We start from the raw sequence: 20,507 nt of genomic DNA, 5'->3' as shown, positions 1-20,507 counted from the left end.
GTTTCTCAGAGACGCGCTGCCCCAATCAGTCAGACTGTCCGGCGGTGGCGGGGCATTTTGCCTATACACTCATCAATGCCCATGCCCTTATCAATGAAGGATCTGGTGCAGGAAGTTGCGCGTCCGTTCGTGACGCGGTGCATCGAAGAACTCGTCGGGTGCGGCGCACTCCACAATGCGGCCGCCGTCCATGAAGACCACCTTGTCGGCGACCCGACGGGCGAAGCCCATCTCATGCGTCACCACGATCATGGTCATGCCGTCCTCAGCCAGGGACACCATGGTCTCCAACACCTCCTTGACCATCTCCGGATCGAGCGCGGAAGTTGGCTCGTCGAACAGCATCACCCGCGGCTCCATGCACAGGGCGCGGGCGATCGCCACCCGCTGCTGCTGCCCGCCGGAGAGCTGGCCGGGGAATTTTGCCGCCTGCTCGGCGATGCGGACGCGGCGCAACAGATGCATCGCGCGGTCTTCGGCCTCCCGGCGCGACGTCCCACGCGCCAGCATCTGCGGCAGTGCGCAATTGTCGAGGATCGACAGATGGGGAAACAGGTTGAAGTGCTGGAACACCATGCCGACCTCACGGCGGACGGCATCGATGTTGCGCACGCTGTCGGTCAGCTCCACCCCATTGACGGCAATGCGGCCGGCCTGATGCTCCTCCAGGCGGTTGATGCAGCGGATCAGCGTCGATTTGCCCGACCCCGATGGGCCGCAGACGACGATGCGTTCACCGGCCGCCACCGTCAGGCTGACCTGGGCGAGAACCTGGAAGGTGCCGTACCATTTGTCGACCGCTTCCAGTAGGATGGCAGGGCCGCCGTCGGTTCGGGCGGCAAGTTCGGGCGTGGTCATCAGCGGATGTCCTTTTCCTTGACGCGGCCTTCCAGCCAGCGGGCATAGAGCGAGATGGCGAAGCAGATGAGGAAATAGACCGCTCCCACGAACAGGTACCCTTCGGCGTAGGGAGCCGGCCAGACAGGGTCGGAGGCGGCGGTGCGCGCGGCGCTCAGCATGTCGAAGACGCCGACGATCAGCACGAGGCTGGTGTTCTTGACCATCACGATGGCGGTGTTGGTCAGCGGCGGAATGACCTTCTGGATCGCCTGAGGCAGCACGACGTGCCATACCGCCTTCCACACCGGGATGCCCAGCGCGCGGGCGGCCTCCATCTGCCCGCCAGGGACGCCCTGCAAGCCGCCGCGAATCACCTCCGCCAGATAGGCGGCGGCGAAGATGGTCAGAGCGGCCAGCGTGCGGCCCAGCTTGTCGACCGTCCAACCCGCCGGCAGCAGCAGCGGCATCATGATCGAGGAGATGAAGAGCAGCCCGACCAGCGGCATGCCGCGGATGGTCTCGATCACCAGCACCGAGAGGAAGCGCGGGACCGGCACCTTGGAGCGGCGGCCGAGCGCCAGCGTGACGGCAATGGGAAAGCCCATCCCCAGGGAGAGGATCGCCAACAGCAGCGTGACCGGCAGGCCGCCCCAGTTGGCGGTGGAGACGAAGGGTAGGCCGGCGAAGCCGCCCCACATCAGCGTTAGCATCACCCCAACCGCCACACCCCATGTCGTCAGCAGGCGGCGTCCCCAGTGCCGTGGCGGCAGCGACACCAACACCATGGCCAGCACCAGCCCGATCACCGCCAACGGGCGCCATTGTTCGTCCGCGGGATAGACGCCGAACAGGATGAAGCGGATTTTGGCTGCGACGAAGGCCCAGCAGGCACCGCCAGCACCGCAGCGGCTGGGATCTGCCGTGCTCCACACGGCATCCAGCACGCCCCAGCGCAGCACCGGCAGCAGCGACAGGACAAGGACGCCGGTCAGCACGGTCAAGCCCGCCGCGATCAGGTCGCCGAACAAGATTTGCAAAATGGGGGTGCGGCGTCGCCGCGGCGGTCCGTCCGGTGCCGCAGCGGGAATCACAGTTGTCATCGTCATGATCTGAAACTTTCCCATCAGCCGGCTCATCGGGTGACCAGCGCGGTTCTGGCGTTGCACCAGTTCATCAGCAGCGAGACCGCGGTGCCGATGGTCAGATAGACGGCGAGTAGAATGGCGATGCTCTCCAGCGCCTGGCCGGTCTGGTTGATGACGGTGCCGATCACCAGCCCCAACTCCGGAAAGCCGACGGCAAGCGCCAGGGTGGAATTCTTGACCGTCGAGAGATACTGCGTGGTCAGCGGCGGGATGATGACCCGCAACGCCTGCGGCATGACGATCCGCATGAGCGTCTGCCGCTCGCTGAGGCCGAGCGCCCGCCCGGCCTCCCACTGGCCGCGACCGACGGCGTCGATGCCGCCGCGGATGATCTCGCCGATGAAGACGGAGGTGTAGAGCACCAACCCAACCATCAGCGCTGCTAGTTCCGGCGACAGCCGCATTCCACCGGTAAAGTTGAAGCCACGCAGCTCGGGCAGGCTCGCAACAGCGCCGATGCCGGTCGTCCAGGAGAGGAGCAGGACAGCCACCGCCGCTCCGGCGACGGGCAGGACGCGCGCCATCCCCCTTGGACGATCCTGCCGGCGCAGCAGCCGAGCCAGCAACACTGCAACGGCGAGGATGGCCGTCGTTCCTAAAGCGAAACCCCAGCCGTTGCCGCTCCATTCGATGCCCGGCAGATAGAGGCCGCGCTGCGACAGATAGATGCCGGGCAGGGGGTGCACGGCGTTGCGCGGTGCCGGCAGCGCCGTGGTGGCGAGCGCGTACCAGAACAGCAGTTGCACGATCAGCGGCGTGTTGCGAACCACTGTGACGAAGACGGCCGCCACGCCCGTCAGCATCGGGTGCGCCGCCCGCTGCGCCAACCCGACGAACAGGCCGAGCAGGGTGGCGAACAGGATGGCGAGAGCCGAGATCATGAGGGTATTGCCGATCCCCACCACATAGGCCCAGGCGAAGCTGTCCGCCGGGCTGTAGGGGATCACGCTTTCCGAAATCGGGAAGTTGGCGGGCCGGGTGAGGAAGTCGAAGCCGACGCGGATGCTGCGGACGGCCAGATTCTCGACCGTGTTGACGGCGAGCCAAGCCAGCGTCCCGACGAAGAGGAAAAGAAGAAGTGCCTGACCGGCCCAGGCCCGGAGGCGGGGGCTGTCCCAGAGGGCGGCGAGCATGGGCCGATCTCCTGGATGCTGTGTGGATGCGCGGGGATTACTGGAAGGCGAGCGGGAACATCAGCCCATCGTCGCGGAACAGGCGGTTGTAGCCGCGGTCGATCTTCAGCGGGCTGCCCGTGCCGAGGTTGCGGTCGAAGACCTCGCCATAATTCCCGAGCTGCCTGACGATGTTGTAGGCGAACTTGTCGTCCAACCCGAGCCCCGTTCCATTGCCGGGCTCCAGCCCCAGGAAGCGGCGGATGCGGGGATCGCTGGAGCTGAGCTTCTGGTCGAGGTTGGCCTGGGTGATGCCAAACATCTCCGCCGCGGTCAATGCCTGGAAAGACCAGTTGACGATGTCCATCCACTGGTCGTCGCCATGCCGCACCGCCGGGGTCAGGGCGTCCATGTAGGGGGTGGCCGGGAAGATGACGTAGTCGGCCGGGGTCTTCGCTTGGGTGGCGCGGATGGAGGCGAGTGCCGCCGCGTCGGTGATCAGCGCGTCACAGCGGCCAGAGAAGAAGGCTTGGCGCAGCGCCGACACGCTGTCGAAGACCACGGTCGTCAGATCGAGCTGATGCTCGCGGGACACGTCGTTCACCACCACTTCGGTGGTCGAGCCCGTCTGCACGCACACCGACGCGCCCTTCATGTCCTGAACCTTGGTGACGCCAAGGCTCTTCGGCATCAGGAAGCCGGTGAACTCGTAATAATTGGGGGTGGTGAAGTTGATGCCGTTGCCGTCGCGCTGGATCGTCCAGGTCAGGGTGCGGGGCAGGATGTCGATCTCGCCGCTCTGCAGGGCCGGAATGCGCTGCTGCCCGCTGAGCGGCACGAATTCGGCCTTGTCCTTGTCGTTGAACACCGCGACTGCCACGGCGCGGCAGGTCTCGACGTCCAGTCCGCGCCAATAGCCCTTGTCGTCCGGCGCGCTGAAGCCGATGGTGCCGGAGCTGGCGGCGCAGATCACCCTGCCACGGGCCTTCACAGCGTCGAGGGTGGTGCCGGCCGTCGCCGGACGCGTGGTCGCCGAGCCAAGAGCCAGGACTGCCGCGGTTGTTGCGAGGGCGAGGCGGGCGGCGCGGCGCCAGCCGGATGTCTTTTTGGTCATGCGGGAAACTCCTGTTCGTCGTCTTGTTTGTTGTGCGCCCGCCATTGTCAGGGGTGCGTGTTTGCGTCCGCCGCGGCTAGGCGGCCTGCGCCCTGGCCGTCCGTGCGGCGATGTCGTCGAGGAAGGCGGTGAGGTCGTCCTGCAGGTCGGACGGATCCTCCAGCCCAACGCTGATGCGCAGGATCAGGTCCTCACCGGCCCAGAGGCGGGCGGTGCGGTTCCGCTTGACTGGCATCGGCGCCATCAGGCTGCGGGTGCCGCCCCAGGAGGCGCCGATGGCAAAGGTGCGCAGCACGTCGAGGGCCGGCGAGACATGCGGCGTCGCCGCGGGCGTGAACACGACGCTGAAGACGCCGCTGGCCCCGAGGAAGTCGCGTTTCCACACCGCATGGCCGGGAGAGCCGGCGAGAGCCGGATACAGCACCTCCTCCACAAGCGGGTGGCCGGCTAGCCGTTTAACCAGCGCCATCGCCCCGTCGGACGCCTGCCGCATTCGCACGCCCAGTGTCTCCATCCCCCGCAGCACCAGCGAGGCATCATCGGGCGAAACACCGATCCCGTAGCGGCCGAGCGCGCTGCGGATTGGCGTGATCAGGGCCTCGTTCCGCACGGTGAGGGACCCCATTAGCAGATCGGAATGGCCGCTGACGTACTTCGTCAGCGCTTCGGTCACCAGATCGGCGCCATAATCCAGAGGCTTGAAGTTCAGCGGGGTGGCCCAGGTGTTGTCGCAGCCGACCAGGGCGTCATGGCGGTGCGCCACCGCCGCGATGGCCGGCAGGTCCTGGACCTCCATGGTGGTGGAGCCGGGGGATTCGCACCAGACGATCTTGGTGCGTCCATCGATCCGCCGCTCCAGGTCAGCGACGGAGGTCGGATCGTAATAGTCGACCTCAATGCCGAATTTGACCAGATCGCGGTTGGCGAAGTCGCGCACCGGTGGATAGGAGGTGTCGGCGATCAACATCCTGTCGCCGGCTTGCAGGAAGGGCAGCACGGCAAAGCTGTTGGCTGCCTGCCCGGACGGCAGAAGGAAGGTCCAGATGCCGTTTTCAAGCGCCGTTAGCTTGGCCTCCAGCGTCCGGGTCGTTGGGGTGCCGTAAAGGCCGTAGGTATAGCCGGTGTGCCCGCGTTCGCCACGTGTCGCGTAGCCTTCGGCATTGGCGAATACGATTGTCGATCCACGATGGACGGGCACGCTGAGGCTGTCGAATCCTTCGGTGGCAACCGAAGGATTCACCACGCACTGGGTGAGATCTTTCATGGGAGGCGTCCTTTGACTGACGCCCCCGATTTGACGCCACCAACCCTATTTCGTCCAATATTGATTTCCAGCTAGTCTATTCTCCCAGGTTATAAGGAGCCCGCCATGAATCTGCGACAGGTCGAAGTGTTCCACGCGGTGATGACCAATGGCACTGCGTCGCGTGCGGCGGAGGTGCTGCGCATTTCGCAGCCCGCCGTCAGCAAGGCGATACAGGAGTTGGAGCGGGATATCGGTTTTTCGCTGTTCCACCGCGCGAAGGGGCGCATGATCGCGACGGAGGAGGCGCGACTGTTCTTTCAGGAAGTGTCCTCGTCCTTTGCCGGCCTGATCCATCTGCGAGCCGCCGCCGCCCGCATCCGCGACTTCGGCTCGGGCGAAATCCGGGTCGCCTGCCAGTCGGCGATCAGCACCACCATACTTCCGAAAGCACTGCGCGCTTTCCAGCTGCGGCACCCAGATGTGTCGATCACCGTCCAAGCACGTATGTCGTCGGTGGTGAAGGACCTGATCGCCTCCGGCCAGTTCGATGTTGGGCTGGCGGCCGACGAAATCGACGTCACCGGGGTGGATGCAACGCTGTTCATGCAGCAGCGCCTGGTGATCGCAGTTCCGACCGACCACCCGCTGGCGCAGCGCAAGGTTCTGCATCCCGCCGATCTTCACGGCACCCCCTTCATCGCTCTCGCTCCGGAGGACACCGCGCGCCGACGGCTGGATGGCGTGCTGGCGGCCCACGGCGTGATGCCGAAGATCGTGTTGGAAACCCCCTATTCCACGACGGTCTGCGCCATGGTGCAGGCCGGGATCGGCTGTGGTTTGGTCAGTCCGCTGACCACGGAACCCTATCTCGGCCATGGTTTGGTCGCTTGCGCATTTGAGCCGGTGATCCGTTCCCGCACCCTGCTCCTTCTGCCACCAAACCGCCGTCCGTCTCGCATCGTTGCCGATTGCATTAAGGAGCTGATGGCTTTTTCGTCTGTCGAAGCGGGCGCAATCGACTGATCATCAATAGGTCTAAGTGGTGCATCCACCAAGCTGTTTAGACATTCGGGAGCGCGGCGACACCCACTCGGCTCGGCGCGCGATGGGGTTCTGTTGCAGCATTTGCAACAGGGCTGGGATCGGGTGGAACCTCGGCCGGTTCGGCAGCTGGGGTGGCGAGGTGATACGATCCAAGAAGAGCCCGTTCAAGGGCCGGCAGTTCACGGCGGCGGTGATCCTGTGGGCAGTGCGCTGGTATCTGCAGTTCCCGATCAGCTATCGTGATCTCGAGCGGATGTTGGCCGACCGCGGCGTGGCGGTCGATCACACCACGCTCTATCGCTGGATCCAAGCCTACGCGCCGGAGCTGGACAAGCGCCTGCGCCCGCACTTGCGCATGACGACCGGCTCCTGGCGGGTGGACGAGACCTACGTTAAGGTGAAGGGGCGCTGGATGTATCTGTACCGCGCCGTCGATGCGCGCGGGCACACCATCGACTTCCTACTTAGCGCCAAGCGTGATGCCGCGGCCGCGCGCCGCTTCGTCCGCAATGCCCTGAGGCAGCAGCACACGGTCAACCCGTGCACCCTCACGGTGGACAAGAACGCCGCCTATCCGAGTGCGATCATGGCGATGAAGAAGGACGGCGAGCTCTGGCGATTTGCCAAGCTGCGGCAAGTCAAGTATCTCAACAATATCGTTGAACAAGATCACCGACGGATTAAGCGGTTGATCCGGCCAGGGCTCGGGTTCAAGAGCTTCCACACGGCGCGCCGGACTATCGCTGGTTACGAGGTCCTGGCGATGGTGCGCAAGGGGCAGGTTGCCGCCATTCCCGCCAACGACATGCCCAACCAAGCGACTTTTATTGCCAGCCTGTTCGGCGTCGCCGCCTAAGGTTGTTCGCTCTGGAGCGACCTTCACCCATGCTCAGACTTTGCAACGGAACCTATCGGTCAGGCCGCTCAGAAAACCATCTCCAACGGCATATGGATAGAAATCTCTGAGACGGGAAACTAGCCTCGGCCGCGCACATGTGTGGCGGGATAGAAGCCGGACCCGCTGATGCAACACAGCCATCATGTGTGTAACAAGTTGCCCACCGGAACCACCACCGTTGCTCAGAGCTGGACAAGTTCATTGCACTGTGAGGTGCTGGGCGGTTCCGGAGCCGTGGTCGGTGGAGGTAGCATGGACGGTCGTACGCGCGATCCGATTGCAAGGCTGATCTGGGTCTTGCGCCGCGGAGGACACTTGGCGCGCAGGCTAGCGGTCGTCTTGGTACTGCTGGCCCCGGTCGCAGCAGCAGGTCGGGACCTGACGGGCACAGAGTCGGGGACGATCATCGTCTTGACGTCGTTTCCCGCCGGATTCTACGAGCCGGTGCGGGAGGCCTTCGAGCGCGCTCATCCGGACCGGCATTTGCGCGTTATCAACACAAAAACCACCGCGGCGATCACCCGGCTGCAGGACCGCGAAGGGGAGGGCGTTGATGTTTTCTGGGCCTCTGCCCCAGATGCTTTTGAGGTTCTGAAGGCGGCGGGATTGCTGACCCCGATCGCATCCCGGCCGACCGGCGCCCCGTCGACCATCGGCAACCAGCCGGTCGATGATCCTGACGGTAGCTATCTCGGCTTCGCGTTGTCCGGTTACGGGCTGGTCTGGGATCAGTTCTACCTCGACCAGCATGGGCTTGCCGCTCCTCGGGGATGGGAGGATCTGCGGCGTCCCGGATATGCCCGGCACCTGGGCATAACAGCGCCGTCGCGGTCGGGCACCATGCATCTGATGGTGGAGACGGTGCTGCAACTCCAGGGCTGGGAGCGCGGCTGGGCGACATGGCTTGAAATCGCAGGCAACCTCGCCACGGTGACGGCGCGCAGCTACGGCGTGGTGGAGGGGGTTGCCAAGGGTCGTTTCGGCATTGGATTGGCCATCGATTTTCTGGGACAAGGGGTAGGCCAATCGGCGGAGCAGGGGCCGGAGGTGGAAGAAAAGCTACCTGCTACAGGCGGCTTGCGGTTTGCCTATCCGGTCGACAGCGTTTTCCTCCCGGCCAGCGTCGCGATTCTGCGCGGTGCTCCCAATCCGGCGGGGGCGAATGTCTTTGTCGATTTCCTGCTGTCACAGGCTGGGCAGGAACTGATGCTGCGTCCCGACATCGGACGGCTGCCGGTGCGTCCAGACAGCTATGTGGACGCACCCGCCGGCTACCCAAATCCCTATGCACGGGAAACCGGCGACGACCTCTTCCTGTTCGACCGGGGCCTGTCCAGCCGTCGCTACGAACTGGTCAACCTGCTGTTCGACGAGCTGATCACCTTCCGGGTGAAGACGCTCAACCGTGTCTGGCAACTGATCCATGAGGGTGAAACCCGTCTCGCCACCACCCCCGATCCGGTGGCGCGCGACCTGCTTCGCGCCGCGCGAAAGGCCGCCACCGGGGTTCCGGTCAGCGCCGCCCAGGCTGCCGATCCGGCCTTTTCCGCCGCGCTGCGCCGTCCCGCCCGCGGTATGCCGGTCTCGGCACGGCAGGGAGAGCTGGAGGCGGAATGGCGAGCCTTTTCCAAAGACCGGCTGGAGGCGGCTCTGTCGGCGTCCGAACGGGCCCTGGTCATCCTGCGCGTGGCGGCCGGAGAGGGGGGATGGCCATGAGCGCCCAGGCAAGTGTCCAGGCGGCCCCGCCGTCCGCGATGGGTGGCGGGACGTGGCCGGTACGCTTCGGCATCCGGGTTCGCCTCTTTCTTGCCTTCGTCGCCGTCGCGGTCCTGTCAGTAGTGGCCTGCGCGCTCGGCTGGCTGTCCTATGACCGGCTGGGCGGCACGCTCGACGAGTTCGCGGAAAGCCACCTGCCTGCCCTGGGCCTGGCGGCCAAGCTGGCGGAGGAGGGTGGAGCCATCATCGCCACCGCTCCCGTCCTGGCCGGCAGCCGGACGGAGGCCGAGATGGACGCGATCCGCGAGGCGCTGGGCCGCCGTCTGGCCGCCCTGCATTCACTGACGGACGCCATCGAAGGCGGCGTTCCCGGCCTGCGTCCGGTGGTGGATGCGCTCAGCCGCAATCTGTCGGAGCTGGACGGCACGGTACGTCACCGCTTGGCGCTTGGCCGCCGCAACCAGGAGGCCATCGAGCGTCTGCGCTGGCTACACGCTGATTTCCTCGACGAGATCGAACCCCTGGTGGCGGACGCGCGCTTCAACATCCAGAGCGCCCTGGCGTCGGTGGAAAGTGGGAAGCCTTCGGCGGATGCCGTCCGCGTCCTGCGGGAAGAGAACCGGCGGAGCGAGGCGGTGCTGCAGATCGGCGCCAACGGCAATCTTGCGGTCGGGCTGATCGCGCGAGCGGCGACGCTCGCCACGCCTGAGATGCTTGACGACAACGCCGGATTCCTCGACGAGACCGCCGACCGGCTGCAACGCGACCTCACAGCGCTGGCCGACTGGCCCGACGGCGTGTCGCTGGGTCAGGTGGTGGGCCAACTCCTCGCCCTCGCCCGCGGGGCGGACGGCAGTGTGCCGGCGTTGCGCCGGGAAGAGCTGGAGACCACCGCCCGTGGGCAGGCGCTGCTCGCCCGGAACCGGGACATCGTGGCCCGGCTGAATGGCCTGATCACCCGACAGGTCCAGGCGGTGGAAAGCGATTCCCGCGCCGCCGCCGGGCGCTCCGCCCAGGCCATCGCGTTCGGCCGCTCCGCCCTGCTGGCGAGCGCCGTGGTCAGCTTGCTGGTGGCTGTGCTGGTGGCGTGGCTCTACGTCAATCGCAATCTGATCTCCCGCCTGACCCGGCTGGGGGACGCCGCCCGCGCCATCGCCGCCGGGGACCTGAAGGCTGAGATCCCGTTGGGCGGCAACGACGAGTTGTCGGACATGGCGGCGGCGCTTCTGGTTTTCCGCGACACGGCCATCGCGGTGGAGGAGGCGAATGCCCAGGCGATGATCGACAACGCCCAGGCAGGTCTGGCGATCACCGACGGGGATGGCGTGATTGAGTTCGTCAACCCGCTCGCCGCCGCCCTGATCGCCCCGCCGTCCGACGGTCGTGCCGAACAGGGTGGAGGGGCGCCCCGCCTTGCCGACCGGCTTGACGCCGAGGGCGCCGCCCGCGTCACGGCGTTCTTCGCCCAGGCGTCCGCCGGTCCCGAGGAGGGCGCCGCGCCGGCCCTGTCGATCCTGACCACAGGGCGGCGTCCGGACGGCGGGGCCGTGCCGGTGCAGGTCGGCGTCCGTCCCTTCTGGCGCCGCCAGCAGCAGCGCTTCATCGTCACGCTGACTGACATGACCGAGCGGGTGGAGGCTCAGCACATCCTGGAACGCACGGTGCAGGAGCGCACCGCGGACCTCCGGGCCACCAACGACCGGCTCGAACGGGCCATCGCCGAGCACCGGCGCACCGAGCGCGACCTGCGCGAGGCGCAGGCGGAACTGGTCCAGGCCGGCAAGCTGGCGGCGCTCGGCCAGCTTGCCGCCGGCGTTGGACATGAGCTGAACCAACCGCTCGCCGCCATCCGTTCCTACGCCCACAACGGCCGCAAGCTGATCGAGCTTGGCCGGACGGAGGAGGCCGGCGGTAATCTGGGCAAGATCGCCGACCTGACGTCCCGCATGGCGAACATCACCAACCACCTGAAGCGCTTCGCCCGGCGCCCCGATACCCGGCTGGGCGCGGTTGAACTGGGGCCGGTGATCCAGGGGGCGCTGTCCCTGTTCGGCGATCGTTTGCGCGAAGAGGCGGTTGCCGTCGCGATCGAACTGCCGGATGCCGGTACCCCCTTGCGGGTCCGTGCCGAGGAGGTGCGGCTGGAGCAGGTCCTGGTCAATCTGCTGAGCAATGCGCTGGATGCCGTGGCCGCCGCCCCGGTCCGCCGCATCCTGATCCGGGCGGAGGCTTCGGGCGGCGCGCAGGCCGGGGAACCCGACACCGTCCTTATCGAGGTGCGCGACAGCGGTCCCGGGATCGCCGCCGAACTGGCCGGGCAGATCTTCGATCCGTTCTTCACGACCAAGCCGATGGGAACGGGGCTGGGTCTGGGGCTGTCGATCTCGTACAACATCGTCCGCGACTTCGGCGGCGTGCTGTCGGTGGCCGAGAGCGGCCCCGGCGGAACCGCCTTCGTCCTCACCCTGATCCGTGCGTGAAAGCCCCGCCATGACCGTCCTGCTGATTGACGACGATCCGGAAGTGCTCGATTCCAGCCGCCAGACATTGGAGTTGGAAGGGTTGGCCGTCCTGGCGGTGACCGAGGCCGAGGCGGCTTTGGCACGGCTCGGAGCATCCTGGCCGGGAATCGTGGTGACCGACGTGCGGATGCCGGGCATGGACGGCTTCGCCCTGCTGGACCGGATCCGGGCGGTGGATCCGGAGGTTCCGGTCGTGCTGATCACCGGGCACGGCGACATCGCCATGGCGATCCGCGCGGTTCGCGAGGGCGCTTACGACTTCATCGAGAAGCCCGCCGAACCCGGACATCTGGTCGAGCTGGTGAGGCGCGCCCTGGACCACCGCGCGCTGGTTCTGGAGAATCGGCGCCTGCGCGCCCAGCTCGCCGACGGCGGGCTGGAGGGACGCATCATCGGCCGCTCGCCGGCCATCGAGCGCCTGCGTGCCGCCGTGGCGAACCTCGCCGATGCGGAAGTCGATGTTCTGCTGTTCGGCGAGACCGGCACCGGCAAGGAGCTGGTCGCCCGCAGCCTGCACGAGGCCGGGCGGCGGCGGAGCGGCAATTTCGTGGCGCTGAACTGCGGCGCCATGCCGGATTCCATTATCGAAAGCGAGCTGTTCGGCCATGAGCCCGGGGCCTTCACCGGGGCGCAGGGCCGGCGGATCGGCAAGCTGGAATTCGCGGCCGGCGGCACGCTGTTCCTCGACGAGATCGAGAGTATGCCGATGCATCTCCAGGTCAAGCTGCTCCGCGTCCTGCAGGAACGGGCGATCGAGCGCATCGGCGCCAATCGGACGATCCCGCTCGACCTGCGGGTGATCGCCGCCACCAAGGTGGATCTGCTGAAACTGGCGGGCGAAGGTAGGTTCCGCGAGGATCTCTATTACCGGCTGAACGTCGTCACCGTCCCGTTGCCCCCGTTGCGGGAACGGCGGGAGGACGTCCCTCTGCTGTTCCGCCATTTCCTCGATGCCGCCGCGACCCGGTCGCGCCGGACGGCGCCGCCGCTCGACGCAGCCACGCTCGGTCGCCTCGCCGCCCACGCCTGGCCGGGCAACGTCCGCGAGCTGCGCAATGTCGCCGAACGAGTGGCGCTGGGGTTGGGCGACGGCCTCACGCCAGCCTCTTCCGCCCTGTCGGCGGCCGGAACGGCGGAGATCGAGCCGCTGGCCGACCAGATCGACCGCATCGAGAAGCAGTTGATCGAGGACGCCCTTGCCCGCTGCGGCGGACGGGTCGGCGAAACGGCGGAGCGGCTGGGGATCACCCGCAAGACGCTGTATCTGAAGATGCGCCACCATGGCCTAAGCCGGGACGATTTCACGGAGGAGTGAGCGGAGCGGCCCCAGCTATATTCTCGGGCATGTTCCAGGCATTACCCAGCCGCACCGGCGGATGTTCCCATCCTGACCCATCGATGTCGTGCGAAGTCAGACCGCGCAAGACCTGACCTTTTGGCACGCGGATTGCTGAACTTCCAAGCATAAGACATCATGGGAGGAACAACACCGATGCTTCGCACCACGCTCGCCAGGCGCACCCTTGGCAATGCAGCCGCCGCCCTGGCCGTTCTGCTGCTGTCCGGCACCGCCGCCTTCGCCCAGGACACCAGCGGCAAGCTGGTCATCGTCACCTCCTTTCCCAAAGACCTGACGACCGCTTACCAGCAGGCCTTCCAGAAGGCCCATCCGCAGGTCACGGTCGAGATCCTGAACCGCAACACCAACGCCGGCGTGAAGTATCTCCAGGAAACCGCGTCTAACAACGGCGTCGACCTGTTCTGGGCGTCGGCTCCCGATGCGTTCGAGGTGCTGAAGTCCGCTCAGCTCCTGCAGCCTTACAAGCCCAAGGTGGAGGGCATTCCGGAGAAGGTCGGCGCCTATCCGGTCAATGATCCCGAAGGGATGTATTCCGGCTTCGCCGCGTCCGGCTACGGCATCATGTGGAACACCCGCTACATGAAGGCCAACGATCTGCCGGTTCCCAAGGAATGGGCCGATCTGACCAAGCCGGCCTATTACGACCATGTCGCGATCTCGGCCCCGTCGCGCTCCGGCACGACGCACCTGACCATCGAGACCATCCTCCAGGGCGAAGGCTGGGAGAAGGGCTGGCGTACCAACAAGGAGATGGCCGGCAACTACCGCACCATCACCGAACGCAGCTTCGGCGTGCCGGACGGCGTCAATTCCGGAGCCTTCGGTGTCGGCATCGTCATCGATTTCTTCGCGCTGTCCTCCCAGGCATCGGGCTTCCCGGTGGAGTTCGTCTATCCCACCGTCACCACCATCGTTCCGGCCAACATCGGCGTGGTGAAGAACGCCCCCAACAAGGCGGCGGCCGAGACCTTCGTCGATTTCCTGCTGTCGCCGAAGGGCCAGGAGGTGCTGCTGGAGCCGGCGATCCGCCGCCTGCCGGTCAATCCCGCGACCTATGAGAAGGCGCCGGCCGGCTACCCCAACCCGTTCAAGGACAAGTCGCTGGGTGCCCAGGTGAACTTCGACGTCAACGTCTCGCAGGCCCGCTACAATGTGGTGGATGCGCTGTTCGACCAGCTCATCACCTTCCAGCTCGACGACCTCAAGGCGGCGACCAAGGCGATCCAGCAGGGCGAGGTGGCGCTCGCCAAGAAGCCCAACGACAAGGCCAAGGCGCTGCTGGCCGAGGCGCGCGACCTCGTCGCCGCCATGCCGGTGACGGCGGAGCAGGCCGCCGACCCGCAGCTGGCCGGCGCCTTCACGGTGGAGCGCAAGTCGGCCAAGGACGCGGTGCCGGAACGCCAGGCGCAGATCGAGCAGAAGTGGGCCGCCTTCGCCAAGGAAAACTACGCCGCCGCCCGCAAGAAGGCCGACGAGGCGATGGCTTTGGTGCGCTGACGCGCCGTCGCGTCGCGCACGGGGGACGCGACGGTTGCGTCCCCTTTCTTCTCCCCAGATCAAGGGGCCTTTTCCATGACGTCACTTGCGCTCACGCGCGACCGCATCGCGCGCGTGCGGCCGGGGCCGGCGCTGGCCGCGCTGCTGATCGCCGCCTTCCTGCTGCTGTTCCTTGTCGTTCCGGTGGTCCAGGTCATCTTCGTCGCCTTCCAGGACAAGACGACGGGGGCCTTCACCCTGGTCAATTTCGCCGACTTCTTCCGCAACGACCTGTTCATGCGGTCGTTTGGCAACTCCGTCTACGTCTCGGCGATGTCGGTGGTGGTGGCGAGCCTGCTGGCACTGCCGCTCGCTTATCTGACCACGCGGTTCGAGTTCCGCGGTGCCGTGCTGATCCAGAGCCTGGGCATCATCCCGCTGATCATGCCGCCCTTCATCGGCGCCGTCGCCATGCAGCTGCTGTTCGGGCGCAACGGCACGGTCAACCTGCTGCTGCGCGACCATTTCGGCTTTTCGATCCCCTTCATGGAGGGGCTGAACGGCGTCATCTTCGTCCAGAGCATCCATTATTTCCCCTTCATCCTCATCAACCTGTCGGCCAGCCTGAAGAACATCGACCGGGCGATGGAGGAATCGGCGCAGAATCTCGGCTGCCACGGCTTCCGCCTGTTCCGCCGCATCGTCTTCCCGCTGGCGATGCCGGGCTATGTCGCCGGTGCGTCGCTGGTCTTCATCAAAGTGTTCGACGATCTCGGCACGCCCCTGCTGCTGAACGTCAACGACATGCTGGCGCCGCAGGCCTATCTGCGCATCTCCTCGATCGGCATCGCCGACCCGATGGGCTACGTCATCTCTGTCGTGCTGATCGCCTGCTCGCTGCTGGCGCTCTGGGTGTCGGCACTGGCGATGCGCGGTAAGGATTACGCCACGGTGCAGCGCGGCGGCGGCGGTCTGGCCAAGCGGCGCCTGAAGCCGCTGGAACTGGTGGCGGCTTACGGCATCGTGCTGCTGATCCTGGTGCTGGTTCTGGCGCCGCATATCGGGCTGGGGCTGCTGTCCTTCGCCACCATCTGGTCCTTCAGCCCGCTGCCCGACGCCTTCACGCTGAAGCACTATCACACTGTCTTCACCGAGAGCGGGCAGTACATCACCAACACGCTGCTTTACGCTTCGCTGGCGGCGTTGCTCGACGTGGCGATCGGCACCGCCATCGCCTATCTGGTCCTGCGCACAAAGCTGCCTGGGCGGCAATGGCTGGATTACGTCGCGATGGCGGCGCTGGCGGTGCCGGGCGTGGTGCTGGGCATCGGCTATCTGCGCAGCTTCTACGGCGTGCCGATGCCCTTCTCGGGCCAGCCGCTGTCGAACTTCTGGCTGATCCTGGTCTTCGCGCTGGCGATCCGCCGGCTGCCCTACGCGCTGCGCGCCTGCACTGCGGCCCTGCAGCAGGTCAGCTCCTCGCTGGAGGAAGCGGCGGAGAATCTCGGCGCCACCAAGCTGCGCACGGTCGGGCGCATCGTCGTGCCGCTGATGTCGGGCGGCATCCTCGCCGGCTTCGTCACCAGCTTCGCAACGGCGGCCGTCGAGCTGTCGGCGACCATCATGCTGGTTCACTCGCAAAGCGACGCGCCGCTGGCCTACGGCCTCTACGTCTACATGCAGTCGGCGGCGGGGCGCGGTCCGGGTGCGGCGCTGGGCATCTTCGCCGTCATCATCGTCGGTCTGGGCACCTACCTGTCGCATGTCGTGATCGAGCGCGGTCGCCGCGAACGCGGCCAGGACCATTGACGGTGAAGACCACTGACAGAGCCCCCGAAGGGAACCCCATCATGAACCACCAGTTTTCTCCGGCCGCGCTCGTCCCCCGGATCGAGAGCGTCGGCGTCGACATCGAGGGCGTCAATCTCTCCTACGGCAGCAACCTTGTCCTGAAGGACGTGAATCTCGCCATCAGGCCGGGCGAGTTCTTTGCGTTCCTCGGCCCGTCCGGCTGCGGCAAGACCACGCTCCTGCGGCTGATCGCCGGCTTCAACACCGCACAGGGTGGGGAGGTCCGCATCGGCGGGCGCGACATCTCCACCCTGCCGCCGCACCGCCGCGACGTCGGCATGGTGTTCCAGAGCTACGCCCTGTGGCCGCACATGACCGTGCGTCGCAACGTCGCCTTCGGGCTGGAGGAGCGTCGCGTGCCCCGCGCCGAGATCGAGCGGCGGGTGGATGCCGCCCTCGATCTGGTCGGGCTGAAGCATCTGGCCGACCGCCGGCCGTCGCAGCTGTCGGGCGGCCAGCAGCAGCGCGTGGCGCTCGCCCGCACCGTGGTGATCGAGCCGAAGATCCTGCTGCTCGACGAGCCGCTGTCGAATCTCGATGCCAAGCTGCGCGTGCAGATGCGCCAGGAGCTGCTGAGTCTCCAGCGTAAGCTCGGCCTGACCACCATCTTCGTCACCCACGACCAGGAGGAGGCCAACACCATCTGCGACCGCATCGCGGTGATGGACGACGGCAAGGTACAGCAGGTCGGTACGCCGCAGGACCTCTACGACCATCCGGCCAACCTGTTCGTCGCCGGGTTCCTCGGCACCGCCAATGTGCTCGACGGCACGGTGCAGGGCCGCGACGGCGGCACCGTCTTCGTCGCCGGCGGCGTCACGCCGGTGGCGCTGCCGCCGTCGGTGGCGCCGGGGGCAGCGGGCAAGCTGATGTTCCGTCCGCAGAACCTGATAATCCGTGAGGATGGCCGCCAGGACGGCGGCCCCCCGGCCCCCGGCCACGCCCGGCTGACCGGCACCGTCCGGCACCGGGAATTCCTGGGCGCCTCCATCCGCTACGCGGTTGACGTCGGTGGACAGCTGGTGCAGGTGGACGCGCCGCATCAGGCGGGCGATGCTCTGCTCGCCCCGGATGCCCCGATCATTCTCGACCTCGCGGCCGACAAGGCCCGCTTTCTCAGCCGATAAGGTGCCGCCATCGTGACCGATCCCGCCGCCGACAGCCCCATCCGTCGCCCCATCCGCGCCGTCGCCTTCGATCTGGACGGCACGCTGGTGGACAGCGCGGCCGACCTCATGCATGCCTCCAACGCCCTGCTCGCCGAACTGGGGCGACCGCCGGTCGATCTGCCGGCGGTGCGTTCCTTCATCGGCGATGGAGCGCCCAAGCTGGTGGAGCGCGTGCTGGCAGCCACCGGCGGGGTCCCTGCTCCGGAGGAAGCCGCCCGCTGCCTCCAGCGGTTTCTGTCCATCTACGAGGCCGACCCCAGCGCCCACAGCGCCCTCTATCCGGGCGTTGCCGAAACGCTGGAGGCCCTGGCGACAGCAGGCTTGCGGCTCGGCGTCTGCACCAATAAGCCGATGGGGGCGACGGCACGGCTGCTGGACGATCTGGGCATCGCTGGCCTCTTCGCGGCGGTGGTCGGCGGCGATAGCTACCCGACCCGCAAACCCTCGCCCGAGCCGGTCCTGGGTCTGCTGGATCGGTTGGAGGTGCGGCCGGACGAGGCGGCCTTCGTCGGCGACAACGAGCACGACGTGGCCGCCGCCCGCGCAGCGAAGGTCGCGCGGGTGCTTGTGGTGCCTTATGGCTACGCCCGGGTGCCGCTCGATGGCCTGCCGCATGACGGCATCCTCGATGGGTTCGCCGATCTGCCGCGACGGCTGTCATGCTGAACGCCGTGATCTTCTGCCGCCATGGCGAGACCGAGAGCAATCTCGGCGGCTGGCTCGCCGGGTCGCGGGACGTGTCGCTGACCGAACGGGGCCGGGCGCAGGCGCAGGATGCCGCCGCGGCCCTGCTCGCCGAAGGGCGGACAGTGCCGGTCGTCTACAGCAGCCCGCAACGCCGGGCGCTGGAGACGGCGGCCATTCTGGCTGATGCCCTGAAAGCTCCCGTCATGCCTGTACCCGGATTGGAGGAGCGGCGCTGGGGCGATCTTGAAGGTGGCGCCATTCCCGCCGATCTGTTGCGGGAGCAGGTGCCGAACGGGGAAAGCCTGACCGGCTTTCACGCCCGCGTCACCGCGGCACTCGATGGCCTGCCGGTGCCGGCGGACGGCCGTCCACCGCTGATCGTCGCGCATGCCGGCACATGGCCGGTGCTCTGCCGATGGATGGGCCGGCACTCCAAAATGCTGTGGCCGCCGAATGCATCCCCCGTCCATCTGACGCGGCAGACGGGCATGGTTGGGGTGGACGTGCCCGGCTGAAGTGGCGAGGCTGAGATCAATGGGCTTGGTCCATAACCCCGCTCAGGTGGATGGCGAGTTCGACCGAGAAGCGTCGTTCCGGGCTTTCGACGTCGATGCCGAATAGCTCGGCGATGCGCGTCAAGCGATAGCGCAGAGTGGTGACGTGCACGCCAAGATGGTCTGAACAGGCCTTGGTGCGGCATCCGGTCTTCAGATAAGCGGAAAGCGTCTCCAGGTAGGGCGTTCCATGCCGGCGGTCGTACTCGACAAGAGCGCCGATGCTGTCGGCGACATAGCCGCGCACCTCGTGGGTGTTCGCCGCGGCCAGCAGCATCGGCAGCGGGCCGAACTGCCGGGCATCCAGCACGCCGGGGCGACCGAACTCCTCGGCGACCCGGATCATCCGCCACGAGCGCTCCCATGCCTCCGCATAGTCCGGCGGAGCCGTGCAGCGGCTCGTCAGCACGACGAAAGGTTCGGCGTGCAGGATATCGGCGACGGAACGCGCAATCTGCGCCATCAGCCGCTTGACCGGCGCCTGGCTGCGCTCGTCGACGGCAGGAATGAGGCAGACCAGTCCGGCCGGAACGGTGACGAGCGTACCGGTAACCCCGCTCGGCCCCAGCAGCCGCTGGACCGGAAGGTGGAGGTCTGCCGCGGCGCTCACCGCCCGCGGACTGCGGCCGGGCAGTCCGACCACGATCATCTGGGTCGGCAGAACGAGGTTGAGGCCGAGCCGAAGCGCGCGCTCCCCGATGTCGCGATGGTCGCGCCAGCGCCGTTCCACCAGTTCCAGGAACAGATCGGTGAGCGTGCGGTTCTCGTAGCGAAAGCGGATGACGTTGCGCAGCATCTGGATGCTGAGAGCATGCTTGATGCCGTCGAGCAGGAGCTGATCGGACTGGCCGTAGGGCTGCGGCCCCGGAAAGATCATCAGCGCACCGACCACCTCGCCGTCGGCGGTCAGCGGGTCGATGCGCGGGGCCGTGCGGATGCGCTTGCCGCCGACCTCCCAGAACAGGGTCGCTTCGCCGGCAGCGGGATGGTCGATCGCATCGCGCGCCGCCTTCATGATCGACGGGCCGAGGCTGGTCGCGACCGCCGCCTGCCAGTCGACATCGCCGATGTCGCTGCCGCAAGGCGCCCTATCGGCGGTGACGAGGTTTGCGGTGAAGTCGACGATGACGATCGAGTAGGGCAGCAGGTCGCGGAAGAGCGGCAGGAGAGTGGCCATCGCCCCGTCTTCCAGCGCTTGCCGCAGAAGCGACGTATTCACCTCCAGAGCCCGCTGCAAACGTTCGGCGGCAAGGGACTCCGCCCGCAATCGGTGCTGGCGTTCCACCGCGATCTCGCCGAGCTGGACGATCATGCCGATGAAGGTCAGGTCTTCCTCGCTCACCTCGACTATGCTGCGGGAGACGACGCTCAGCACCAGCGGCCGGCCGCTGTCGTCGGTGCAGTTCATCGGTACGACCAGCACGCTGTGATAGTCGCGCTCGAACGCCTCCCGGCGGTAACCGGGAAATTCCTCCGATACCCGGGCGTCGGGGATGAAAACCGGCTCGTTCCGCCGCAGGGCGACCAGCGATGGGCTGGTCGCAAGCTCCCAGCGGTCGGGCAGGGGGCGCTGGATCAGCGTCGGGTCGTGACGGACGACGACCAGGGCATAGCCATGCTCGACGTCCACCGCCATGATCGACCCCATCGACCAGTTGGCATGCCGGCAGGCGGCCAGGACCAGGCGCTGAAGCACCGTCGCCAGATCGCCGCCTGAATTGATCAGGCTTGCCACCACGCGCAACGACTGGATGCGCGATGTCTCGACCACGT

General features: G+C 66.8%; 16 protein-coding genes. 10 read left to right on the top strand and 6 right to left on the bottom strand.

From position 1 onward, the window contains the following. Positions 1 to 90: 90 nt before the first annotated feature. The 5 genes from M5E06_RS13455 to M5E06_RS13435 all read right to left on the bottom strand — a co-directional run bounded on the left by M5E06_RS13455 (position 91) and on the right by M5E06_RS13435 (position 5,475). The gene (locus tag M5E06_RS13455; RefSeq protein WP_252138590.1) at positions 91 to 858 is read right to left on the bottom strand and encodes an amino acid ABC transporter ATP-binding protein; all 768 of its coding nucleotides are present in this window, start codon (positions 856 to 858) and stop codon (positions 91 to 93) included. Next, a complete protein-coding gene (locus tag M5E06_RS13450; protein ID WP_252138589.1) occupies positions 858 to 1,946 on the bottom strand; it encodes an amino acid ABC transporter permease in 1,089 nt (362 codons plus the stop codon). Before M5E06_RS13450 ends, M5E06_RS13455 begins: the two co-directional genes overlap by 1 nt. Positions 1,947 to 1,972: 26 nt before the next feature. Continuing rightward, positions 1,973 to 3,118: an amino acid ABC transporter permease gene (locus M5E06_RS13445; protein WP_252138588.1), complete on the bottom strand. Its 1,146-nt coding sequence runs from the start codon at positions 3,116 to 3,118 to the stop codon at positions 1,973 to 1,975. A 37-nt stretch (positions 3,119 to 3,155) separates the two neighbouring features. Further along, positions 3,156 to 4,211 carry an amino acid ABC transporter substrate-binding protein gene (locus tag M5E06_RS13440; protein WP_252138587.1) on the bottom strand — a complete coding sequence of 352 codons (1,056 nt, stop codon included), beginning with the start codon at positions 4,209 to 4,211 and terminating at the stop codon, positions 3,156 to 3,158. A 76-nt stretch (positions 4,212 to 4,287) separates the two neighbouring features. Then, positions 4,288 to 5,475 (bottom strand): trans-sulfuration enzyme family protein, encoded by a 1,188-nt coding sequence (locus M5E06_RS13435; protein WP_252138586.1) that lies wholly within the window; start codon positions 5,473 to 5,475, stop codon positions 4,288 to 4,290. 105 nt (positions 5,476 to 5,580) lie between these two features. Here M5E06_RS13435 and M5E06_RS13430 point away from each other — a divergent pair, with 105 nt between their 5' ends. The 10 genes from M5E06_RS13430 (at position 5,581) to M5E06_RS13385 (ending at position 18,695) form a co-directional block, all read left to right on the top strand. Further along, on the top strand, positions 5,581 to 6,480 hold the full coding sequence (locus M5E06_RS13430) for a LysR substrate-binding domain-containing protein (protein WP_252138585.1): 900 nt from the start codon (positions 5,581 to 5,583) through the stop codon (positions 6,478 to 6,480). 160 nt (positions 6,481 to 6,640) lie between these two features. Then, positions 6,641 to 7,357, top strand: a complete 717-nt coding sequence (locus M5E06_RS13425) for an IS6 family transposase (protein ID WP_502801979.1) — start codon at positions 6,641 to 6,643, stop codon at positions 7,355 to 7,357. Between the two features lie 294 nt (positions 7,358 to 7,651). Next, a complete protein-coding gene (locus M5E06_RS13420; RefSeq protein ID WP_252138584.1) occupies positions 7,652 to 9,115 on the top strand; it encodes an ABC transporter substrate-binding protein in 1,464 nt (487 codons plus the stop codon). Then, positions 9,112 to 11,595, top strand: a complete 2,484-nt coding sequence (locus M5E06_RS13415) for an ATP-binding protein (protein WP_252138583.1) — start codon at positions 9,112 to 9,114, stop codon at positions 11,593 to 11,595. The genes M5E06_RS13420 and M5E06_RS13415 overlap by 4 nt, the downstream gene beginning before the upstream one ends. Before the next feature lie 10 nt (positions 11,596 to 11,605). Further along, entirely contained in the window at positions 11,606 to 12,952 is a 1,347-nt protein-coding gene (locus tag M5E06_RS13410; protein ID WP_252138582.1) for a sigma-54-dependent transcriptional regulator, read from the top strand. A gap of 177 nt (positions 12,953 to 13,129) precedes the next feature. Then, on the top strand, positions 13,130 to 14,494 hold the full coding sequence (locus tag M5E06_RS13405) for an extracellular solute-binding protein (RefSeq protein WP_252138581.1): 1,365 nt from the start codon (positions 13,130 to 13,132) through the stop codon (positions 14,492 to 14,494). A gap of 75 nt (positions 14,495 to 14,569) precedes the next feature. Further along, positions 14,570 to 16,282, top strand: coding sequence for an ABC transporter permease (locus M5E06_RS13400; RefSeq protein ID WP_252138580.1), 1,713 nt, complete (start codon positions 14,570 to 14,572; stop codon positions 16,280 to 16,282). 41 nt (positions 16,283 to 16,323) lie between these two features. Next, positions 16,324 to 17,451: an ABC transporter ATP-binding protein gene (locus tag M5E06_RS13395; RefSeq protein ID WP_252138579.1), complete on the top strand. Its 1,128-nt coding sequence runs from the start codon at positions 16,324 to 16,326 to the stop codon at positions 17,449 to 17,451. A 12-nt stretch (positions 17,452 to 17,463) separates the two neighbouring features. Next, positions 17,464 to 18,159 carry a phosphoglycolate phosphatase gene (gene gph / locus M5E06_RS13390; RefSeq protein ID WP_252138578.1) on the top strand — a complete coding sequence of 232 codons (696 nt, stop codon included), beginning with the start codon at positions 17,464 to 17,466 and terminating at the stop codon, positions 18,157 to 18,159. Next, entirely contained in the window at positions 18,153 to 18,695 is a 543-nt protein-coding gene (locus M5E06_RS13385; protein ID WP_252138577.1) for a histidine phosphatase family protein, read from the top strand. The genes gph and M5E06_RS13385 overlap by 7 nt, the downstream gene beginning before the upstream one ends. Before the next feature lie 16 nt (positions 18,696 to 18,711). Here M5E06_RS13385 and M5E06_RS13380 read toward each other — a convergent pair whose 3' ends face one another. Continuing rightward, on the bottom strand, positions 18,712 to 20,505 hold the full coding sequence (locus tag M5E06_RS13380; RefSeq protein ID WP_252138576.1) for a helix-turn-helix domain-containing protein: 1,794 nt from the start codon (positions 20,503 to 20,505) through the stop codon (positions 18,712 to 18,714). Between the last annotated feature and the right edge of the window lie 2 nt (positions 20,506 to 20,507).

The organism is Azospirillum sp. A1-3 (assembly GCF_023806445.1).
Classification (GTDB): Bacteria; Pseudomonadota; Alphaproteobacteria; order Azospirillales; family Azospirillaceae; genus Azospirillum.
Note: the sequence above shows the minus strand (reverse complement) of the source record. Positions and strands in the feature narration are given on the sequence as shown.

Excerpts from the sequence above, each read along its gene's own strand:
- M5E06_RS13450 (WP_252138589.1), bottom strand. The coding sequence starts at position 1,946 with ATGACGATGACAACTGTGATTCCCGCTGCGGCACCGGACGGACCGCCG.
- M5E06_RS13385 (WP_252138577.1), top strand. The coding sequence starts at position 18,153 with ATGCTGAACGCCGTGATCTTCTGCCGCCATGGCGAGACCGAGAGCAAT.
- M5E06_RS13400 (WP_252138580.1), top strand. The coding sequence starts at position 14,570 with ATGACGTCACTTGCGCTCACGCGCGACCGCATCGCGCGCGTGCGGCCG.
- M5E06_RS13435 (WP_252138586.1), bottom strand. The coding sequence starts at position 5,475 with ATGAAAGATCTCACCCAGTGCGTGGTGAATCCTTCGGTTGCCACCGAA.
- M5E06_RS13455 (WP_252138590.1), bottom strand. The coding sequence starts at position 858 with ATGACCACGCCCGAACTTGCCGCCCGAACCGACGGCGGCCCTGCCATC.
- M5E06_RS13430 (WP_252138585.1), top strand. The coding sequence starts at position 5,581 with ATGAATCTGCGACAGGTCGAAGTGTTCCACGCGGTGATGACCAATGGC.
- M5E06_RS13420 (WP_252138584.1), top strand. The coding sequence starts at position 7,652 with ATGGACGGTCGTACGCGCGATCCGATTGCAAGGCTGATCTGGGTCTTG.
- M5E06_RS13440 (WP_252138587.1), bottom strand. The coding sequence starts at position 4,211 with ATGACCAAAAAGACATCCGGCTGGCGCCGCGCCGCCCGCCTCGCCCTC.
- M5E06_RS13410 (WP_252138582.1), top strand. The coding sequence starts at position 11,606 with ATGACCGTCCTGCTGATTGACGACGATCCGGAAGTGCTCGATTCCAGC.
- M5E06_RS13445 (WP_252138588.1), bottom strand. The coding sequence starts at position 3,118 with ATGCTCGCCGCCCTCTGGGACAGCCCCCGCCTCCGGGCCTGGGCCGGT.
- M5E06_RS13395 (WP_252138579.1), top strand. The coding sequence starts at position 16,324 with ATGAACCACCAGTTTTCTCCGGCCGCGCTCGTCCCCCGGATCGAGAGC.
- M5E06_RS13405 (WP_252138581.1), top strand. The coding sequence starts at position 13,130 with ATGCTTCGCACCACGCTCGCCAGGCGCACCCTTGGCAATGCAGCCGCC.
- M5E06_RS13415 (WP_252138583.1), top strand. The coding sequence starts at position 9,112 with ATGAGCGCCCAGGCAAGTGTCCAGGCGGCCCCGCCGTCCGCGATGGGT.